The 19,477-nt window shown below is 71.5% G+C and carries 19 protein-coding genes; 13 read left to right on the top strand and 6 right to left on the bottom strand.

The window, feature by feature from the left end; genetic code table 11:
* Window positions 1–67 precede the first annotated feature (67 nt).
* Together ABD056_RS13585 and ABD056_RS13580 are read left to right on the top strand one after the other, a co-directional pair.
* Window positions 68–628: a 3'-5' exonuclease gene (locus tag ABD056_RS13585; protein WP_343867396.1), complete on the top strand. Its 561-nt coding sequence runs from the start codon at window positions 68–70 to the stop codon at window positions 626–628.
* A gap of 69 nt (window positions 629–697) precedes the next feature.
* Complete coding sequence (locus ABD056_RS13580) at window positions 698–1,240, top strand: GNAT family N-acetyltransferase (protein WP_343867395.1); 543 nt, start codon at window positions 698–700, stop codon at window positions 1,238–1,240.
* Here the strand turns inward: ABD056_RS13580 and ABD056_RS13575 are convergent.
* The 3 genes from ABD056_RS13575 to ABD056_RS13565 form a co-directional block, all read right to left on the bottom strand.
* The gene (locus tag ABD056_RS13575; RefSeq protein ID WP_343867394.1) at window positions 1,218–1,352 is read right to left on the bottom strand and encodes a hypothetical protein; all 135 of its coding nucleotides are present in this window, start codon (window positions 1,350–1,352) and stop codon (window positions 1,218–1,220) included. The genes ABD056_RS13580 and ABD056_RS13575 overlap by 23 nt on opposite strands.
* Window positions 1,353–1,469: 117 nt before the next feature.
* Window positions 1,470–2,537 (bottom strand): GGDEF domain-containing protein, encoded by a 1,068-nt coding sequence (locus ABD056_RS13570; RefSeq protein ID WP_343867393.1) that lies wholly within the window; start codon window positions 2,535–2,537, stop codon window positions 1,470–1,472.
* A gap of 58 nt (window positions 2,538–2,595) precedes the next feature.
* The gene (locus ABD056_RS13565) at window positions 2,596–3,087 is read right to left on the bottom strand and encodes a CreA family protein (protein WP_425545038.1); all 492 of its coding nucleotides are present in this window, start codon (window positions 3,085–3,087) and stop codon (window positions 2,596–2,598) included.
* A gap of 333 nt (window positions 3,088–3,420) precedes the next feature.
* On the opposite strand from ABD056_RS13565, the gene ABD056_RS13560 reads away from it, so the two are divergent.
* Window positions 3,421–5,040: a methyl-accepting chemotaxis protein gene (locus tag ABD056_RS13560; RefSeq protein ID WP_343867392.1), complete on the top strand. Its 1,620-nt coding sequence runs from the start codon at window positions 3,421–3,423 to the stop codon at window positions 5,038–5,040.
* Window positions 5,041–5,043: 3 nt separating this feature from the next.
* On the opposite strand, the gene ABD056_RS13555 is transcribed toward ABD056_RS13560, so the two are convergent.
* Together ABD056_RS13555 and ABD056_RS13550 are read right to left on the bottom strand one after the other, a co-directional pair.
* Window positions 5,044–5,403 carry a hypothetical protein gene (locus tag ABD056_RS13555; protein ID WP_343867391.1) on the bottom strand — a complete coding sequence of 120 codons (360 nt, stop codon included), beginning with the start codon at window positions 5,401–5,403 and terminating at the stop codon, window positions 5,044–5,046.
* Between the two features lie 31 nt (window positions 5,404–5,434).
* Window positions 5,435–6,355, bottom strand: a complete 921-nt coding sequence (locus ABD056_RS13550; RefSeq protein ID WP_343867390.1) for a LysR substrate-binding domain-containing protein — start codon at window positions 6,353–6,355, stop codon at window positions 5,435–5,437.
* A 330-nt stretch (window positions 6,356–6,685) separates the two neighbouring features.
* Between ABD056_RS13550 and ABD056_RS13545 the strand changes: the two genes are divergently transcribed.
* The 4 genes from ABD056_RS13545 (at window position 6,686) to ABD056_RS13530 (ending at window position 12,036) form a co-directional block, all read left to right on the top strand.
* Window positions 6,686–8,158, top strand: coding sequence for an NADP-dependent isocitrate dehydrogenase (locus tag ABD056_RS13545; protein WP_343867389.1), 1,473 nt, complete (start codon window positions 6,686–6,688; stop codon window positions 8,156–8,158).
* Between the two features lie 283 nt (window positions 8,159–8,441).
* Complete coding sequence (locus tag ABD056_RS13540) at window positions 8,442–9,917, top strand: DegQ family serine endoprotease (RefSeq protein ID WP_343867388.1); 1,476 nt, start codon at window positions 8,442–8,444, stop codon at window positions 9,915–9,917.
* 96 nt (window positions 9,918–10,013) lie between these two features.
* Window positions 10,014–10,691, top strand: a complete 678-nt coding sequence (locus tag ABD056_RS13535) for a winged helix-turn-helix domain-containing protein (RefSeq protein ID WP_343867387.1) — start codon at window positions 10,014–10,016, stop codon at window positions 10,689–10,691.
* Window positions 10,678–12,036 carry a sensor histidine kinase gene (locus ABD056_RS13530; protein ID WP_343867386.1) on the top strand — a complete coding sequence of 453 codons (1,359 nt, stop codon included), beginning with the start codon at window positions 10,678–10,680 and terminating at the stop codon, window positions 12,034–12,036. The genes ABD056_RS13535 and ABD056_RS13530 overlap by 14 nt, the downstream gene beginning before the upstream one ends.
* Window positions 12,037–12,039: 3 nt before the next feature.
* Here ABD056_RS13530 and ABD056_RS13525 read toward each other — a convergent pair whose 3' ends face one another.
* Complete coding sequence (locus ABD056_RS13525) at window positions 12,040–12,297, bottom strand: hypothetical protein (protein ID WP_343867385.1); 258 nt, start codon at window positions 12,295–12,297, stop codon at window positions 12,040–12,042.
* Between the two features lie 202 nt (window positions 12,298–12,499).
* On the opposite strand from ABD056_RS13525, the gene ABD056_RS13520 reads away from it, so the two are divergent.
* The 6 genes from ABD056_RS13520 (at window position 12,500) to peaA (ending at window position 19,464) form a co-directional block, all read left to right on the top strand.
* Complete coding sequence (locus ABD056_RS13520) at window positions 12,500–13,522, top strand: DctP family TRAP transporter solute-binding subunit (RefSeq protein ID WP_343867384.1); 1,023 nt, start codon at window positions 12,500–12,502, stop codon at window positions 13,520–13,522.
* Window positions 13,523–13,600: 78 nt separating this feature from the next.
* Window positions 13,601–13,960: a 5-carboxymethyl-2-hydroxymuconate Delta-isomerase gene (locus ABD056_RS13515; RefSeq protein WP_343867383.1), complete on the top strand. Its 360-nt coding sequence runs from the start codon at window positions 13,601–13,603 to the stop codon at window positions 13,958–13,960.
* Window positions 13,957–14,499, top strand: a complete 543-nt coding sequence (locus ABD056_RS13510) for a TRAP transporter small permease (protein WP_343867382.1) — start codon at window positions 13,957–13,959, stop codon at window positions 14,497–14,499. Before ABD056_RS13515 ends, ABD056_RS13510 begins: the two co-directional genes overlap by 4 nt.
* Window positions 14,496–15,791, top strand: coding sequence for a TRAP transporter large permease (locus ABD056_RS13505; RefSeq protein ID WP_343867381.1), 1,296 nt, complete (start codon window positions 14,496–14,498; stop codon window positions 15,789–15,791). The genes ABD056_RS13510 and ABD056_RS13505 overlap by 4 nt, the downstream gene beginning before the upstream one ends.
* Before the next feature lie 435 nt (window positions 15,792–16,226).
* The gene (locus ABD056_RS13500) at window positions 16,227–17,744 is read left to right on the top strand and encodes an aldehyde dehydrogenase family protein (RefSeq protein ID WP_343867380.1); all 1,518 of its coding nucleotides are present in this window, start codon (window positions 16,227–16,229) and stop codon (window positions 17,742–17,744) included.
* Window positions 17,745–17,844: 100 nt separating this feature from the next.
* On the top strand, window positions 17,845–19,464 hold the full coding sequence (gene peaA, locus ABD056_RS13495; RefSeq protein ID WP_343867379.1) for a quinohemoprotein amine dehydrogenase subunit alpha: 1,620 nt from the start codon (window positions 17,845–17,847) through the stop codon (window positions 19,462–19,464).
* Window positions 19,465–19,477 lie beyond the last annotated feature (13 nt).

Raw genomic sequence — 19,477 nt, 5'->3', positions numbered from 1 at the left:
CCGGGGCGCCGCCGCTGGGGCGTGACCACTGTGGCGCGGCGCGCCGGGCGGCGGTAAGGTCGGAGCCATGGCTACCTCCCTCCGTCTCGACCGTCTGCTGTTCGTCGACCTGGAACTCACCTGCTGGCGCGGCCCGCCGCCAGACGGCGAGCAGAGCGAGATCATCGAGATCGGGCTGGCGGAGGTGGACGCGGCCGACCTGCGCATCACCCGCAGCGGCCGTTATCTGGTGCGGCCGGCGCGCTCCACCGTCTCCGACTACTGCACCGAGCTGACCGGCATCACCGCCGCCGACCTGCGCGCCCACGGCCGGCCGCTGGCCCAGGTGCTGGGCAGCCTGCGCAAGGACTGGGGGCCGGGCCGCAAGGCGTGGTACGCCTGGGGCACCGACCGCCTGCTGCTGGACGAGGCGGTGGCGGCGGCGCACCTGGAGGAGCATCCGTTCTCCCCCGGCTTCGTCGACCTGGCGCAGCTCTACACCACCCTGCGCGGCTGCGGCCAGCGGGTGGCGCTGGAGGATGCCCTGGCGCGCGAGGGGCTGGAGCCGGAAGGCCGCCGCCATTCCGCCGAAGGGGACGCGGTGGATGCCGCCCGCATCTGGATGCGCCTCGCCGGCCGCCTGCGGTAGGGCAATGGCTCTTGTCCGGGCGGCGGGGGCGGGGTACCCGGTGGCTTTGACCGCGCAAGGAGCCCGCCGATGACCGCCGCCGCCGATGCCGACGCCGTCCGTCCCCGTTTCTCGCTGCTGCCGCTGTCCGCCGCCGACCTGCCGGTGATCGTGCCGCTGAACACGGCGGCGGTGCCGCATGTCAACGACCTCGACCCGGCGGCCATGCAGGCGCTGCTGGACGAAGCGGCGCTGGCGGTGAAGGCGGTGGACGAGGCCGGGGCGATGGCCGGGTTCGTCATCGTGTTCGGGCCGGGCGCGTCCTACGCCAGCGAGAACTACCGCTGGTTCTGCGCCAACATGGACGACTTTCTCTATGTCGACCGCATCGTCGTCGACCAGACCCGCCGCCGCAGCGGCGCCGCGCGGGCGCTGTACGAGCACGTCTTCGCCGTGGCGGCGGAACGTGGCGTGGCGCGGGTGACCTGCGAGGTGAACCTGCGGCCGGCCAACCCGGTGTCGGTCGCCTTCCACACCGCCCTCGGCTTCACCAGCGTCGGCGAGCTGGAGCCCTATGGCGGAGCCAAGCGGGTGACCCTGCTGGCGCGGCCTACCGACGGCGCTGGCGGCTGATCCGCACCGGCACGCGGGCCCGCGCCTGATGGCGGCTCTGGCGCTCGGCGGTCCACAGGGCGGTGGCGCCGGCGGCGACCGCAATCATCATCATCGTGGTCAGGGCGAGCATGCAATCCTCCGTGTCGGGCGGCTGTGGCAGGGGCGTCTCAGAAGACTACGCGCGCCACCCGGCGGCGGATCGTAAGCAGCGTCGCCGACGGCCGCCGCTGCCGGCGCCGTCCTGCGCTCAGCCCTCCACCGGCGGCGCCAGGTCCAGCCGGTCGCGGCCGTCGCTCTTGGCGCGATAGAGCGCCTCGTCCGCCCGCCGCAGTGCCAGTGCCTGCGCTGCCGCACCGGCGGCGGCGGCGAGCGCCACCGTCACCATGCCGATGCTGGTGGTGAAGCGGTGCGGCGGCGGCGCGTGCTCGTCCACCGGCAGCAGGCCCTGGCTGCGCACCGCCGTCAGCAGCTTGTGGCCGATGGCCTCCAGGCCGGTTTCCGTCACGCCCGGCAGCAGCGCCACGAACTCCTCGCCACCGATGCGGCAGAGGGTGTCGTAGGGGCGCAGGCTGCCGCGCAGGATCTCGGCGAACAGGCGGATTGCCCGGTCGCCGGTCTCGTGGCCGTGGGTGTCGTTGATGCGCTTGAAGTGGTCGATGTCGAGCACCGCCAGGCCGAGCGGCACCCCCTCGCGCGCCGCCTTGGCCGCCTCGCGCTGGTAGAGCAGGTCGAAGCCGCGGCGGTTCCAGGCCTGGGTCAGCGGGCACAGCAGCGCCTCGCGCCGGGCTTCGTCCAGCTCCGCCACCAGCTGCCGCTGGGTTTCGCCCAGGCGGCGGTTCTCCAGCCCGATCTCGGCCAGCCGGGCGAGGTCGGTGAGGGCGTCGAGCACCGAGTCCATGAACTGCCGCGGCCGGGTGTCGATGACGCAGAGGGTGCCGATGGCATGGCCGTCGCCGTTGCGCAGCGGAATGCCGGCATAGCTGCGCACGAAGGGCGGCCCGGTGACCACAGGGTTGTCGGCGAAGCGCACGTCCAGGCGGGCGTCGGGGATGACGAAGGGTTCCTCCTGCACGATGGCATGACCGCAGAAGGAGGTGCGGCGCGGCGCCTCCGATGCCTCCATGCCCACCCGCGACAGGAACCACTGCCGTTCCGCATCCACCACCGACACCAGCGCCATGGGCGCCTTGGCCAGCCGGCGGGCGAGGCGGGTGATGCCGTCCAGCGCCGGTTCGGCCGGCGTGGCGATCAGGTTCATGGACCGCAGCGACGCGACCCGCGCCCCGTCGTCGACTGGGATCGGCGCTTCCATCATGGCAGGTTCTCCTCCGGTTTTCCCTCCGAGGGGGCATGGTATCACGCCGGCGGCGCTGTTACTCCCGCCACGGCATGATCGGCACGGTCGAAATGCTGTTCTTGGGGCTGCCTTCGATCAGCTTGTCGCTGTAGATCAGGTAGACCAGGGTGTTGTGCGGCTTGTCGTGGAAGCGCACCACCTGCAGGGTCTTGAACAGGACGGACCGGCGCTCGCTGAACACCTGCTCGCCGTCCTTGAGCGGCGTCTTGATGGTGATGGGGCCGACCTGGCGGCAGGCGATGGCGGCGTCGGAGGTATCCTCGGCCAGGCCGAAGGCCCCCTTGACGCCGCCGGTGCGGGCCCGGCTGACGTGGCAGACGACGCCGTCGATCTTGGGATCGGCAAAGGCATCGACGCAGATCTTGTGGTCGGGGCCGACCATCTTCCACACGGTCGACACGCATCCCACCTCCTCGGCGGCGGCGGGGCGCGGCGCCAGCACGACGGCGGCGGCCATGGCAAGGCCGACGGTGGCGGCGGCGACAAGGACGGCGGGCAACCTCGGCATCACGAACCTCCAGCAGCGGCGGGCCGTGCAGACATAGCACCGCCGGCCGCCCCCGTCCATGCAACCGAACGGAACCGCCGCGACCGCCGGCGGCCCTGGGTTGCCGGCTTGCGACCTTGTGTCCATAAGGATGGCCACAGTCGTCTTATCCGCCTCATAAGACAGTCGTGCATCCGGCATATGTCAGACAAGCGATTGACGGTTTTCGTTGTCGTCCTCCATGGAGGTGAGTCTAAAGTTACACACATAAAATAGTCGCGGAGGACCGTCATGCTTTCTGCGAATCATTCTCTTTCTCTTTCTACCCGCGTGGTCTTGTTTACGCTCGTCTCCATGGTTGTCCTGCTGACGGCGGTGCTGACGGTCACCTGGACCCTGACGCGGGCCGACATGATCGCCCAGGCCCAGCGCCAGCAGGAGGCCAACATGCGGGTGGCGTGGGAGGTGCTGCGCCAGGGCGGCGCCGACATCACCGTCGCCGACGGCCAGCTGCGGGCCGGCGACACGGTGCTGGACGGCAACAACGCCCTCACCGACCGCATCCAGGCCCTGGTGGGCGGCACGGCGACCATCTTCAACGGCGACCTGCGCGTCGCCACCAACGTCCGCAAGGAGGACGGCAGCCGCGCCCTCGGCACCCGCCTCGCCGCCGGTCCGGTGCATGATGCGGTGCTGCGCGACGGCAAGCCCTATCGCGGCGACGCCGAGATCCTGGGCGAGCGCTACTTCACCGCCTACGACCCCATCAAGGACGGCAGCGGCCGCGTCGTCGGCGTGCTCTATGTCGGGCTGCAGGCCAGCCAGTTCCTGGCCGGCGTCACCCAGCTGCTGACCACCATCGCCCTGCTGGGAGGTGGCGTGACGGTGGTGATCGGCATCGGCACTTGGTGGTTCCTGCGCCGGCAGATGAAGCTGGTGGAGGATCTCCGCCATGCCATGGTGCGGCTGGCGGCGGACGAGACCGCCATCGACATCCCCGGCGCCGGCCGCCGCGACGAGCTTGGCGCCATGGCGCAGGCGGTGGCGGTGTTCCGCGACAACGCCATCGACCGTCACCGCCTGGAGGCGCAGCGGGCAGAGGACGAACGCCGCAACGCGCAGGAACGGCGGGCGGCGCTGCTCGCCATGGCCGATGCGCTGGAAAACGCCCTCTCCGGCGTGGCCGAACAGGTGGCGGCGGCCTCCTCCCAGATGCGCGCCACCGCCGCCGACATGACCGCCGGCGCCCGCACGGCCGAGGAACGGTCCGCCAGCGTCAGCGCCGGCGCCACCGAGGCCAGCGCCAGCGTCCAGACCGTCGCCGCCGCCACCGAGGAACTGGCCGCCTCCATCGCCGAGATCGGCCGTCAGGCCCAGGCTTCGGTGGAAGTCACCCAGGATGCGGTGGCGCGCGTCGGGGAAAGCGAGCGCATGGTGACCGATCTGGTGGAAAGCGCCCGCCGCATTGGCGAAGTGGTCGACCTGATCACCGACATCGCCAGCCAGACCAACCTGCTGGCGCTCAACGCCACCATCGAGGCGGCACGGGCCGGCGACGCCGGCAAGGGCTTCGCGGTGGTGGCCAACGAGGTCAAGGCGCTGGCCACCCAGACGGAGCGGGCCACCGGCGAGATCGGCGCCCTCATCACCGGCATCCAGGAGTCGACGCAGAAGACCGTCTCGGCCATCCACGGCATCGCGGCGGTCATCAATCAGGTCAGCGGCATCGCCTCGGCCATTGCCGGCGCGGTGGAGGAACAGAACGCCGCCACCGGCGAGATCAGCCGCAACACCGAACAGGCCGCCCGCGGCGTGCAGGCGGTGTCGGACGGCATCGCCGAGGTGACGACGGTGGTCCACCACACCGAACAGGGCGCCGAGGAGGTGCTGGAGGCCTCCGGCGCCCTGACCGGGCAGGCGACGGTGCTGCGCCGCGAGCTGGGCGATTTCCTCGCCCGCCTGCGTGCCGGCTGACGGTCACTCGGCCGCCAGCGGGGCCGGCTGCGGCGCGTGGCCGTGGCCGGCGGCGGCGGCGGGGTGGCCCTTGTCCACCCCGGTCCAGCGGTAGATCTCCCCCACCCGCCGCAGCAGGTCGAACAGCTGGGCGTCGCCGACCACGCCGACCTCCGCCGCCAGTTCGAACCGGCAGCGCCAGCCGCGGTCGATGGGGGTGACGCCGGCCAGGCGGAACGCGGTGCCGCGGGCGATGGCGCCCAGGTCGCGCAAGGCGTTGGGCGTCTGCGGGGCCAGCACCGTCACCTCGACGGCGCGCACCGGGCGCGGCGTGCGGTCGGCGCGGGGAATGGCGAGCGTCCACAGCGGTACGGCGGTATTCATCACGGACCCCTCCCTCGGGTGGTTTTGATGCTCACATGGTGGCGGCCGGAAGCGCCTCAAGCGGTGCCGCCGACGGGCGCCGCGACGCCTCCAGCGAGCGCACGATGTGGGCGGCCAGACGCTCCGCCGCCGGCGGCAGCTCAGGCGCCCGCAGCAGCGCGATCTCGGTTTCCGGCAGCGGCGGCAGGCCGTCGTCGGGGCTGCATTCGCTCAGGTCGCCGGGCACCATTTCCTGCGGCAGGACGGTGACGCCAAGCCCCGCCCGCACCGCCGCCAGACAGCCGGCCAGCGACGGCGAGGCATAGGCGACGCGCCACAGCCGGCCGCTGCGGTCCAGCGCCTGCATCGCCCGCTTGCGATAGACGCAAGGGTGCGGCGCCACCACCAGCGGCAGGCGCTCCGACGCATCGTGCAGCACCGCCGCCGAGGCGGCACCGGCCACCCACACCAGCGGCTCCCGCCACACCCGCACGCCGCCGCCGGGGCCCTGCGGCTCCCGCTTCACCAGCACCAAGTCGAACTCGCCGGCGGCGAAGCGGTCGAGCAGGTTGAGGGTCAGGTCGCAGGCCACCTCCAGCGCCACCCGCGGATGGGCGCGGGCGAAGGAGGCCAGAACCTCAGGCAGGTGGGTGGTGGCGAAGTCCTCCGGCGTGCCCAGGCGCACGCTTCCGGCCATGTCGGTCAGCGACACCAGCCCCAGCGCCTCGTCATGCAGGCGCAGGATGCGGCGGGCGTAGACCAGCATCAGCTCGCCTTCGCTGCTGGGGTGGACGTTGCGAACGCCGCGCACCAGCAGCGGCCGGCCGACCGTATCCTCCAGCCGCTTGATCTGCAGGCTGATGGTGGACTGGGTGCGCCGCAGCCGTTCCGCCGCGCGGGTGAAGCTGCCGGTTTCCGCCACCAGCACGAAGGTGCGCAGCAGGTCGATGTCGAGCGAGCCGCCGGGCGTCATGCCACAGCCCCCGGCGTGGCGGAAGCGGTCGGCCGGGGCGGCGGCGAGGGGCGGACAACGGGCAGACAGGCAGGCGGAGCGGACACGGAAACCCTCCTCGCAGGGACGTCCTCCGGCAGGTGGGTGCCGCCGCGACGGCCCCAAGACGTGCCGCTGCAATGCCCCTCATTGGCCGCGTCAATGGCGCCGCGACCACCCATCGGCAGCGTCAATGGCAGTCATTGGGCCGGCGGGATGGAGGCGGCGGGCGCCGGAACGCACGTGATGGCCGACCACGACGCCGTTGCCGCTCCGGCCGCCGCGCCGTCTCCACCGGAAAGGATCATGCCCATGCCTGCCACCCCCGCCCCCATCCCCGTCACCGTCGCCCACGGCGACGGCATCGGCCCCGAGATCATGGCTGCCACCCTGCAGGTGCTGGAAGCGTCCGGCGCCCCGCTGGCGCCCGAGGTGATCGACATCGGGGAGGCGGTGTACCGCAGCGGCTATAGCGCCGGCATCCGTCCCGATGCGTGGGAGTCGCTGCGGCGGACGCGGGTGTTCCTGAAGGCGCCCATCACCACCCCGCAGGGCGGCGGCTACAAGAGCCTGAACGTCACCATCCGCAAGACCCTGGGGCTGTTCGCCAACATCCGGCCCTGCACCGCCTACTCGCCCTTCGTCTCCACCCGCCACCCCGGCATGGACGTGGTGATCGTGCGCGAGAACGAGGAAGACCTCTACGCCGGCATCGAGCACCGCCACACCGACGAGGTGGTGCAGTGCCTGAAGCTGATCTCCCGCCCCGGCTGCGAGCGGCTGATCCGCTATGCCTTCGACTACGCCCGCGCCCACGGCCGCCGCAAGGTCTCGTGCTTCACCAAGGACAACATCATGAAGCTGACCGACGGCCTGTTCCACCGGGTGTTCCAGGAGGTCGGCGCCGCCTATCCCGACCTGGAGCAGGAACACCTGATCGTCGACATCGGCGCCGCCCGCCTGGCCGACACGCCGGAAGCCTTCGACGTGGTGGTGCTGCCCAACCTCTACGGCGACATCCTGTCGGACGTGGCGGCGCAGGTGGCGGGGTCGGTCGGACTGGCCGGCTCGGCCAACATCGGCCCGCAGGCGGCGATGTTCGAGGCCATCCACGGCTCCGCCCCGCAGCTGGCCGGCAAGGACATCGCCAACCCCTCCGGCCTGATGCTGGCGGCGGTGCAGATGCTGGTGCACGTCGGCTGCCCGCGCGAGGCGGCGATGATCCACAATGCCTGGCTCGCCACCATCGAATCCGGCGTCCACACCCGCGACATCTTCAGCCCCGGCCGCAGCACCCGGCTGGTCGGCACCCAGGCCTTCGCGCATGAGGTGATCCGCCGCCTCGGCCGGATGCCGCAGGTGCTGCCGGCGGTGAGCTACGACGCCGCCCCCGCCGGTGGCATCCCGGTGGCGCCGCTGGCGCCGCGGCGCCCGGCCCTGAAGCGGACGGTGGGGGTGGACCTGTTCCTCGATGCGCCGGGGGCCCAGGCGGCCGATCTGGCGGCGCGGCTGACGGCGGTGGTGCTGGCGCCGGAAACGGCGGGCATGGGGCTGGTGATGATCACCAACCGCGGCGTCAAGGTGTGGCCCGACGGCCTGCCGGAAACCTTCTGCACCGACCACTGGCGCTGCCGCCTGGAGGTGGCCGGCGACCGGCCGCTGACCGCCGACATGATGGCCGCCCTGCTGGCCCGCGCCGGGGCCGCCGGCCTCGACGTGGTGAAGCTGGAGACCCTGCGCACCTTCGACGGCGAGCCGGGCTTTTCCCTCGGCCAGGGGCAGTAAGGGCTGGCGTCCGGTGGGGCAGGGGGCGGCAAGGGTCGGCACGGGCGCGATCCTTACCAACCTTTAATGCCGCGGACATGGCGGGGAGAGGTGGACTGTCCCATCTTCTTCCCATGCCGTGGACGGAGGTGATGCGGCGGGGCGGCAGGTCGCCCCCTCCCTCCCTGTCCTCCCGGGTCGTGTTCCCTCCCGCGATCCGCTCGCGCCGCTCCCTCCGGCCACGGCTCCCCACTGTTGCCAGTCAGGAGACGACGCAATGTTCGCGCAGCGGACTTCCGTTCCCATGCCCATGCCCGAGCCCCGGCGGGCGGGACGCGCCTTCCTCCGCGCGGCCGCCGCCGCCGGGGCCGGCATGATCGTCTGGATGCAGGCCGCCGCCGCCGCCCCCATGCCCGAAAGCCTGTCCGGGCTGGTGGAGCAGGTGTCGCCGGCGGTGGTCACCATCACCGCCGAGAAGGCGCCGCCCGCCGCCGGCCGCGGCACCGAGGTGGTGCCCGGCCTGCCGTTCCCGCCCGGCAGCCCGTTCGAGGAGTTCTTCCGCCGCTTCGGCCTGCCCGACGGCCTGCCCGGCGCCCCGCGCGGCCAGGGCCGGCCGGCGGTGGGCCTCGGCTCCGGCTTCGTCATCGACGGCGACGGCCATGTGGTGACCAACAACCACGTCATCGAGGGGGCGGAGAACGTCAGCATCGCCCTCACCGACGGCACCACCCTGAAGGCCCGCGTCATCGGCGCCGACGACAAGACCGACCTCGCTCTGCTGAAGGTGGACAGCGACCGGCCGCTGCCGTTCGTGCAGTTCGGCGACAGCGACACCCTGAAGGTCGGCGACTGGGTGATGGCGGTCGGCAATCCCTTCGGCCTGGGTGGCACGGTGACGGCCGGCATCGTCTCGGCGCGCGGCCGGGCGCTCGGCAACGGGCCGCTCGACGACTTCATCCAGACCGACGCCGCCATCAACAAGGGCAACTCCGGCGGCCCGATGTTCGACATGGACGGCAAGGTGATGGGGGTGAACACCGCCATCTACTCCCCCAACGGCGGCTCGGTCGGCATCGGCTTCGCGGTGCCGTCCAACGTCGCCAAGCCGGTGATCGCCCAGCTGAAGGCGAGCGGCCACGTCACCCGCGGCTGGCTCGGCGTCAACATCCAGCCGGTGACGGCCGAGATCGCCGAAGCCCTGCGCCTGCCCGCCGCCAAGGGGGCGCTGGTGGCCGACGTCACCGCCGACAGCCCGGCGGGGGCGGCCAAGCTGCGCAGCGGCGACGTCATCACCGCCGTCGACGGCACCGCCGTGGACCAACTGCGCGACCTGCCGCGGCTGATCGCCAACGGGGCGCCGGGGCAGACGGTGAAGCTGTCCGTGCTGCGCGACGGCGCCCGCCGCACCGTCCCGGTCACCCTCGGCACCATGCCGGGCAGCGAGCGCGTCGCCGCCGCCCCGGCCGAGGCCACTCCGGGGCAGGAGGCGCTCGGCCTCGCCCTGGCGCCGCTGGACGAGGCCGTGCGCCGGCAGCTGGGCCTGGAGGCCGGCGAGCGCGGCGTGGTGGTGACGGCGGTCGATCCGCGCAGCGCGGCGGCGGACCGCGGGCTGCGGCGCGGCGACCTCATCACCCGCGTCGGCGCCACCGACGTCGCCGCCCCGCGCGAGGTGACGGCCGCCATCGCCGCCGCCCGCAAGGAGGACCGCAAGGCGGTGCTGTTCATGGTCCGCCGCGAGGGCCAGACCCTGTTCGTGCCGGTGCCGCTGCCGACGGCGTGACCTGACGCGGCGGAAAATATCGCCTAAAGTGGCGTCGGCGGCCGGCGGGCGGTGATCGCATCATCGCCCGCCGGCCCGCGCCTGAGGAGACCTGAGATGCGCGTGCTGGTCGTTGAAGACGACGAGAAGACGGGAACCTACATCGAGAAGGGCCTCGCCGAGGCCGGCTGCGTGGTCGACCGGGTGACCGACGGCCGCGCCGGCCTGTTCCACGCCACCGACGGCACCTACGACGTGCTGGTGGTCGACCGCATGCTGCCGGGGCTCGACGGGCTGGCCATGGTGCAGGCCCTGCGGGCGGCGGAGGTGCATACGCCGGTGCTGTTCCTGTCCGCCCTCGGCCAGGTGGACGACCGGGTGAAGGGGCTGAAGGCCGGCGGCGACGATTACCTCACCAAGCCCTTCGCCTTCTCGGAACTGCAGGCGCGGGTGGAGGCCCTGGCCCGCCGCCGCGCCGAGCCGACGGTGCAGACCCGCCTTGCCGTCGCCGACCTGGAGATGGACCTGATCGAGCGGCGGGTGCGGCGGTCCGGCAAGGCCATCGACCTGCAGCCGCGCGAGTTCAAGCTGCTGGAGTTCCTCATGCGCCACGCCGGGCAGGTGGTGACCCGCACCATGCTGCTGGAAGGGGTGTGGGACTACCACTTCGACCCGCAGACCAACGTCATCGACGTCCACATCAGCCGCCTGCGGCAGAAGGTGGACAAGGACTTCGACCAGCCGCTGCTGCATACCGTGCGCGGCGCCGGATATACCCTCCGTGCGGTTTCGTAGGTTCCTGCGCACCAGCGCCTTCCGCCTGACGCTGGCCTATACGGCGGTGTTCGGCGTGTCGGTGCTGATCCTGCTCGGCGCCATTCACTGGGCGACGGCGCAGAACATCGGCCGCGCCATCGACGACACCATCGCCTCGGAAATCGACGCCCTGGCGCAGCACTACCGCACCGCCGGGCTGGCCGGGCTGGTGCGCGCCATCGAGGCCCGCACCGGGCCGCAGAACGTGTCCGGGGCGCTGTATCTGCTGACCGACCCGCACCTGCGGCGCATCGCCGGCAACGTCACGGCGTGGCCCGCCAATGCCGACGAGTTGGGCAGCTGGGTGGTGTTCCCGCTGGCGGGCGACGGTACCGAAGCGGCCTACGGCCGGGCCCGCGCCTTCCGCCTGCAGGGCGGCTTCATGCTGCTGGTCGGCCGCGACACCCGCGCGCTTGACCGCTTCCAGAACCTGATGGCGGAGGCCATGACCTGGGCGCTGGCCGGCACGCTGGTGCTGGGGTTCGGCGGCGGGCTGGTGGTCAGCCGGCGGGTGCTGGCGCGCATCGACGCCCTCAACCGCGGCGCCGAGACCATCATGCGCGGCGACGTCTCCCACCGCATGCAGACCGACGGCTCGGGCGACGAGTTCGACCGCCTGGCCGCCACCCTCAACCAGATGCTCGACCAGATCGAGCGGCTGATGACCGGCATCCGCACGGTGTCCAACAACGTGGCGCACGACCTGCGCAGCCCGCTCACCCGCATCCGCACCCAGCTGGAGCAGGCGGTGGCGCAGGGCGGATCGGCGGAAGAGCTGCGCGAGACGGCGGCCCAGGCGATGGCGGAGGCCGACGCGCTGCTGGTGACCTTCAACGCCCTGCTGTCCATCGCCGAAGCGGAGGCGGGCGTCGGCGTGCCGAGCGCGGTGGCGGTCGACCTGGGGGCGCTGGTGGAGGACGTGGTGGACCTCTACGGCCCGCTGGCGGAGGAAAAGGGCCTCGCCATGACGGCGGCGGTGCCGGACGGGGTGGCGGTTCAAGGCAGCCGCGAGCTGCTGTTCCAGGCGCTGGGCAATCTGGTCGACAATGCGATCAAGTACACGCCCGCGGGCGGCACCATCCACGTCGCCGCCACCGCGACCGACGCCCCGGCGCTGGAGGTGAGCGACAGCGGCCCCGGCATCCCGGAAGCCGACCGCGCCCGCGTCACCGACCGCTTCGTCCGCCTGGACGCCAGCCGCTCCACCCCCGGCAACGGCCTCGGCCTGTCGCTGGTGGCGGCCATCGTCCGCATGCACCGGGCCCGGCTGGAGTTCAGCGACAACGCCCCCGGCCTGCGGGCGCGGATCGTGTTCGACGGCTGAGAGTCACCCCGCCTTCGGCCGGCGCCCCAGGCGCAGCATCATCAGGACGTAGAGCGGCAGCACGCCGAAGCGCAGCATCTTGGCCATGTCGCCGTGGACACCGAGGGCGAGAAGGGCTTCCTCCGCCAGCCACAGCACCAGGCCAAGGCCGGCGATGGGCAGGATGAAGCGCAGCAGCAGGTCGCGCAGCCCCTTCAGCAGGGACCGCATGGCCTGCGCCCCGGCAGTGGCGGTGGCGGGGGTGGGGGTGGGGGTGGGCATGGCGGGTCGGCTCCGGTCGGGCGGATGGGGCTGGGGCCGATACTGTCGCGCCAGGCTTGGGGGCGGGCAAATGAACAGCCATTAATTCGCGGTAAGGGATCAGCCCTGCAGAGGCTGCAGGTTTCCATCCGTTGCGTGGCGGCGGGGGAAGGAGATAATCTCCCTTCCCTCTGATCGAGAAATACGCAACGAGGAAACCGTCATGTCGTGGATGAAGGGTGTGCTGGGCGCCGTCGTGGCGGCCATGATCGCGCTGCCGGCGCAGGCCGCCGACTACAAGGACGAGTACAAGGTCTCCACCGTGCTCGGCACGCCGTTCCCCTGGGGCATCGCCGCCGAGGAATGGGTGAAGCTGGTCGGCGAGCGCTCCAACGGCCGCATCAACCTCAAGGTCTATGCCAACAGCCAGCTGGTGCAGGGCGACCAGACCAAGGAATTCACCGCCATGCGCCAGGGCATCATCGACATGGCGGTGGGCTCGACCATCAACTGGTCGCCGCAGGTGAAGGAACTGAACCTGTTCTCGCTGCCGTTCCTGGCGACGGACTTCGCCGCCACCGACGCCATCACCGGCGGCCCGGCCGGCGAGGCTGTGTTCGCCGCCATCGAGAAGCAGGGCGTGGTGCCGCTGGCCTGGGCTGAGAACGGCTTCCGCGAGGTCACCAACTCCAAGCACCCGATCCGCACCCCGGCCGACCTGAAGGGCCTGAAGATGCGCGTCGTCGGCTCGCCGCTGTTCAACGACACCTTCACCGCCCTCGGCGCCAACCCGACCCAGATGAGCTGGGCCGACGCCAAGCCGGCGCTCACCACCGGCGCCGTCGACGGCCAGGAAAACCCGCTGTCGGTCTATGCCGTCGCCAAGATGGACACGGTGGGCCAGAAGCACATCACCCTCTGGCACTACATGAACGACCCGCTGATCTTCGCCGTCAGCAAGCGGGTGTGGGACACCTTCTCGCCCGAGGACCAGGAGATCCTGCGCCAGGCCGCCGTCGACGCCGGCAAGGTGGGCATCGCCGCCGCCCGCAAGGGCATCACCGCCAAAGACCCGGCGCTGATCGAGGAGATCAAGGCCACCGGCGCCGAGATCGTCGAGCTGACGCCTGAGGAACAGAAGGCCTTCGTCGAGGCCACCCGCGGCGTCTACGACAGCTGGGCGCAGAAGATCGGGCCGGAGCTGGTGAAGCAGGCCGAAGAGTCCGTCGCCGGCAGCCGCCAGTAACAGGGGCCGGGGCTTCCGTCACCCATACGGCGCCGGAAGCCCCTCCCTCCCATTCTTCCTTACCGAAAGTCCTCTCCCATGCCGCAGATCCGCATTGAACGCTCCTCCGGTCTGGCGTCCCTGGATGCCCGCGCCCTGGCGCTGACTATCCACCACCTGACCGTCGAGCACGTCGCCGCCTCGGTCGCTGCCTGCAAGACGCGGGTGGTGGACATCGGCAGCCCGGTGATCGGCGACGGCGCCTCCGGCCGCGCCATGCTGCATGTGGAGATCGGCCTGCTCGCCGGCCGCACCACCGAGGCCAAGAAGGCCCTGGCGGAGGCGGTGCTGGCCGCCGCCGTGGCCACCCTCGGCGCCGGTGCGGCGGCCGAGACCCACGTCAGCGTCGAGATCCGCGACATGGACGCCGGCAGCTACCAGAAGACGGTCCTGTCGTGAGCGACCTGTCGGACCAGGCGCATTTCGGCCCCCAGGGTCCGGCGGCCGATCCGCCGCCGCCGCCCAAGGTGCCGCTGAAGGTGGAAGAGGCCGGCGCCGCCATCGCCATGGCGCTGATCTGCGTCATCAGCCTGGCCAACGTGGTGGTGCGCTACCTCACCAATGCCTCCTTCGCCTTCACCGAGGAATTCTCCGTCTTCCTGCTGGTGGTGATGACCCTGCTGGGCGCCTCGGTCGCCTTCGCCCGGCACGAGCACATCCGCATCACCTTCTTCCTGGAGCGCCTGCCGCGCCCGTTCCGCCTTGCCGCCGAGGCCGCCACGCTGCTGGTGACGACGGCGCTGTTTTCCATGGTGCTGTACTACGGCGCCCTGTTCGCCCTGGATGAATGGGAGTTCGAGACCGTCTCCGCCGGCCTCGGCTATCCCAACTGGATCTACACCGTGTGGCTGCCGCTGCTGTCGGCGGTGATCCTGTTCCGGGTGCTGGAGCGGGCCTGGCTGACCCTGCGGCAGGCGCGGGAGGATCGGCCGTCATGACTGCCAGCCTCGGCCTGCTGGCCGCCTTCGTGGTGCTGATGGTCATCGGCACCCCCATCGCCGTGGCGCTGGGCTTCGCCGGGGTGGTCGGCATCTGGATCGGGCTGGATGCCTATGCCCTCGCCAGCGTCGGCACCAATACGTACAACGGCCTTGCCAAGTATCCGCTGATCGCCATTCCGCTGTTCATCCTCACCGGCATGATTTTCGAGCGGTCAGGCGTGGCGAAAAGCCTCGTCACCTTCGCCAGCGCCCTCATCGGGCCGCGGCGCGGCGGGCTTGCCGTGGTGGCGGTGCTGGTGTGCCTGATGATGGGCGGCATGTCCGGCTCCGGCCCCGCCGACGCGGCGGCCGTCGCCATGGTGATGGTGCCGAGCATGATGAAGGCCGGCTACCCCAAGCCCTTCACGGCCAGCGTCATCGCCGCCGGCGCCTCCACCGCCATCCTCATCCCGCCGTCCATCGCGCTGATCGTCTATTCGATCATGGTGCCGGGGGCGGACCTGCGGGCGCTGTTCGCCGGCGGCGTCATCCCCGGCCTGCTGGCCGGCCTTGCCATCATCCTGCCGGTGCTGTGGCTGTCGCGCCGCCACGACTTCGGCGCCCACGAGGGGACGGAGCGGCCGCCGCTGCTGAAGAGCTTCATAGGCGCCGTGCCGGGCCTGATGGCGCCGGTGATCATCCTCGGCGGCCTGCGCTCCGGCCTGTTCACCCCGACCGAGGCGGCGGTGGTGGCGGTGGCCTACGGCCTTTTCGTCGGCACGGTGGTCTACCGCAACCTGACCTTCGCCGGCGTCTACAAGCTGTTCGTCGACAGCGCCGTGACCTCGGCCATCATCATGCTGATCATCTCGCTGGCCGGCATCTTCGCCTGGGCGGGGGCGACGCTCGGCACTTTCGATGCGACGGCGGCGGCGCTGCTGGCGCTGTCGGACAACCAGTGGGTCATCCTGGCGGTGGTGATGGTCTTCCTGCTGGCGGCCGGCATGGTGCTGGACGGGGTGAGCATCTACCTGATCATGCTGCCGCTGCTGATGCCGGTGGTGAGCGCCTTCAACTGGAACGTCACCTGGTTCGGCGTCGTCATGGCCATGAACATCGCCATCGGCCAGTTCACGCCGCCGGTGGCGGTCAACCTGATGGTCACCACCACCGTCGCCGGCATCACCATGGAAAGCACCTTCCGCTGGATCCTGTGGCTGGTCGGGTCCATGACGCTGGCCATGGTGGCGGTGATCGTGTGGCCGGAGCTGGTGCTGTGGCTGCCGCGGCTGCTCGGCTACCGCGTCTGACGGCCGCGTCCCGTGGCGCGGGGAGGGGGCGGAAACGTCCCTCCCCGCCGCCCGCCGGGTGGTAACCCCAGGCATCCTTCCTGATACCTCCGAACAATACCGGCGCCCGCCGATGCGATACGTCGGGCCAATTTCCATCCCGCCCCGGCGATGGAACACTGATGCTGGTCCTGCAGGCAGGACCGCCCGGACCGCCACCCAAACAAACCGGCGGCCGGGGGCTCTGACAGGGAGCGCTGGTAGACGATGATCCGGGGCACGACCGACACCACCACACACCCACCACCACCACCCGACCCCCGCTGAGCGGCGCCAGGAGAGCGCGCGCGTGCGCCAACGCACGCCGTCCACCCTCCGCCCGGTGCCGCCATCGTTCGACCGGCTTTCCCTCCCGCCTGCGCGTCGCCGCAAGAAGAAACTCGGGAGTGAAACCGCATGCATATCAGCAGCCAGGGCAGCCAGATCGCGCCCTCCGCCGCCGTCACCGAATTCCTGTCGCGCCTGTCCGACGGGCGCATGCTGATCGGCGACCGCTGGGTGGCGGCCGCCGACGGCGCCACCTTCGACGTGGTCGACCCGGCCACCGGGCGGGTGTTCCACCGCGCCCCGCAGGCCACCGCCGCCGATGTCGACGCCGCCGTCGCCGCCGCCCGCGAGGCCTTCGAGAACCCCGCCTGGGCGGACATGACCCCCACCGCCCGCGGCCAGCTGCTGTGGAAGCTGGCCGACCTGATCGAGGCCAATGCCGACGAACTGGCGGAAATCGAAAGCCTGGACAACGGCAAGGCCAAGGTGATCGCCCGCCACGCCGATGTCGTGCTGGCGGTGGACTTCCTGCGCTACATGGCCGGCTGGGCGACCAAGATCGAGGGCTCGACGGTCCCCGTCTCCGTCCCCTACATGCCTGGCGCCAAGCTGTTCGCCTATACCCAGCGCGAGCCGGTAGGCGTGGTGGCGCAGATCGTGCCGTGGAACTTCCCGCTGCTGATGGCGGCGTGGAAGCTCGGTCCGGTGCTGGCGGTGGGCTGCACCTCCGTGCTGAAACCGGCGGAGCAGACGCCGCTGTCGGCCCTGCGCCTGGGCGAGCTGATCCTGGAAGCCGGCTATCCGGCCGGCGTGGTCAACGTGGTCACCGGCTTCGGCCACATCGCCGGTGCCCGGCTGGCGGAACACCCGGACGTGGACAAGGTGGCCTTCACCGGCTCGACCGAGGTCGGCAAGCTGATCGGCCATGCCGCCATGTCCAACCTGAAGCGGGTGTCGCTGGAACTGGGCGGCAAGTCGCCGGTCATCGTGCTGCCCGATGCCGACCTGGAGCAGTCCATCGGCGGCGCCGCCAACGCCATCTTCTTCAACCACGGCCAGGTCTGCACCGCCGGCTCGCGGCTTTACGTCCACCGCTCGATCTTCGACCGGGTGGCCGAGGGCGTGGCGGCGGCGGCCAAGGGCATCCGCCTCGGCCACGGCCTCGACCCGGAAACCCAGATGGGGCCGCTGGTGTCGGAGGAGCAGGCGCGCCGCGTCGCCGGCTACATCGACGCCGGCCTGAGCGAGGGCGCCGAGGCCCTGTGCGGCGGCCGCCGTGCCGACCGCGACGGCTTCTTCGTCGAGCCGACGGTGCTGGTGGGCTGCGGCCCCGACGCCACCGTGGTGCGCGAGGAAATTTTCGGCCCGGTGCTCTGCGCCATGCCCTTCGACGACCTGGACGAGGTGGCCAAGGCCGCCAACGACACGCCCTACGGCCTCGCCGCCAGCGTGTGGGGCACCGATCTGCGCCAGATCCATCGTCTGGTGCCGAAGATCAAGGCCGGCACGGTGTGGGTCAACGCCCACAACGTGCTGGATGCGGCGCTGCCGTTCGGCGGCTTCAAGCAGTCGGGCTGGGGGCGCGAGATGGGACGGTCGGTCCTCGATCTCTACACCGAGGAAAAGTCCGTCTGCATGGTGGTCTGACGGAGCGGGCGGGCGCTGGCGGTCCCGGCCGGCGGCGCCGCCGCCCGCACCGTCGGGGGAATACAAGACAAACGACTGGAACAGGGTTGGAGTAGGACACATGACGCGATGGAGGACAGGGCTGCTGCCGGCATCCCTGATCGCCGTTTCCGCGGGCCTCGCGGCCGGCGGCGCGGCGGCGCAGACCCAGACCCAGACGCAGGCGCAGGCGCCGGATGCGCGGGCGATCATCACCGAACGCTGCGCCAGCTGCCACACGCCGGAAGGCGACGGCTGGAAACGAATCAGCCACATCCGCAAGAGCCCGGAAGGCTGGGAGATGACGCTGTTCCGCATGGGGCACCTGCATGGCGCCCGCCTGTCGGAAACCGAAGCGTCGACCCTGATCCGCTACCTTGCCGACACCCAGGGCCTGGCGCCGTCGGAAACCGCCGACTACCGCTATATCCTCGAACGGCAGCCGAACGTCGCCGAGGCGGAGGCGGACGAAGGCCTCGTCACCACCTGCGCCCGCTGCCACAGCTTCGCCCGCGTGGCGCTGCAGCGGCGCGATGCCGACGAATGGCTGAAGCTGGCGCACTTCCACGTCGGCCAGTTCCCCACCATCGAATACCAGTTCATGTCGCGCGACCACGAATACTGGCAGCGCATCTCCACCGAGACGCCGCAGATCCTCGGCCAGCGGTTCCCCTATGAGACCGCCGCCTGGACCGCCTGGAAGGACGCCGGCAAGGCCGACCCCGCCGGCACCTGGGCGGTTTCGGCCTATCAGCCCGGCAAGGGCGCCTACGGCGGCACCATGACCGTCACGGCGGCCGGCGAAGGCACCTACCGCGTCGCCTACGACCTCACCGACGCCGCCGGCCAGCCGCTGACCGGCGAAGGGCTCGCCAGCGTCTTCACCGGCTATGAATGGCGCGGCTCGGTCAGCCTCGGCGGCACCGACCTGCGCGAGATCATGGCCCTGAGCGAGGACGGCACCACCCTGTCCGGCCGCGCCTTCCAGGCCGCCGCCGACGAAGTGGGCGCCACCGTCACCGCCGTGAAGATGGACGGCCGCCCGGTGCTGGTCGGCCTCAGCAAGCCCAGCCTGAAGGCGGGCGAGAGCGCCACCGTCACCCTGTGGGGCGACGGCCTCGGCAGCCGCATCGACTTCGGCCCCGGCATCACCGTCGAGCCGCAGGGCGTCTCCGCCGGCCGTGCCGTGGTGCGCCTGACCGCCGCCCGCGACGCCGCCCCCGGCTGGCGCACGATCAAGGTCGGCGACGCCACGCTGGAGCAGGGCTTCGCCGTCTATCGCAGCGTCGACAGTGTCCGCATCGAGCCCGAAACGGCGGTCGCCCGCGTCGGCGGCGGCGGCGGTGCCCTGGGCGCCATCACCGCCCAGCTGGAGGCGGTGGGCTACCTCAACGGCCCCGACGGCCAGCCCGGCACCGACGATGATGTCCGCCTGGGCGCCCTGCCGGCCGCCTGGAGCGTCGCCAACCGCGACGAGGCCGCCGAGGGCATGGAAGACGCCCGCTTCGCCGGCACCATGAACAGCAGCAACGGCCTGTTCCAGCCGGCCCTGGCCGGTCCCAACCCGGAACGCCGGTTCGGCACCAACAACGTCGGCGACCTGACCGTCACCGGCACGGTGAAGGACGGCACCCGGTCGGTCAGCGGCGAAGGCCGGCTGGTGGTGACGGTGCAGCGCTGGAACGATCCGCCCATCCACTGAGCGATCCCCACGG

The sequence above is a fragment of the Caenispirillum bisanense genome (genome assembly GCF_039523075.1).
Classification (GTDB): Bacteria; Pseudomonadota; Alphaproteobacteria; order Rhodospirillales; family Rhodospirillaceae; genus Caenispirillum; species Caenispirillum bisanense.
Note: the sequence above shows the minus strand (reverse complement) of the source record. Positions and strands in the feature narration are given on the sequence as shown.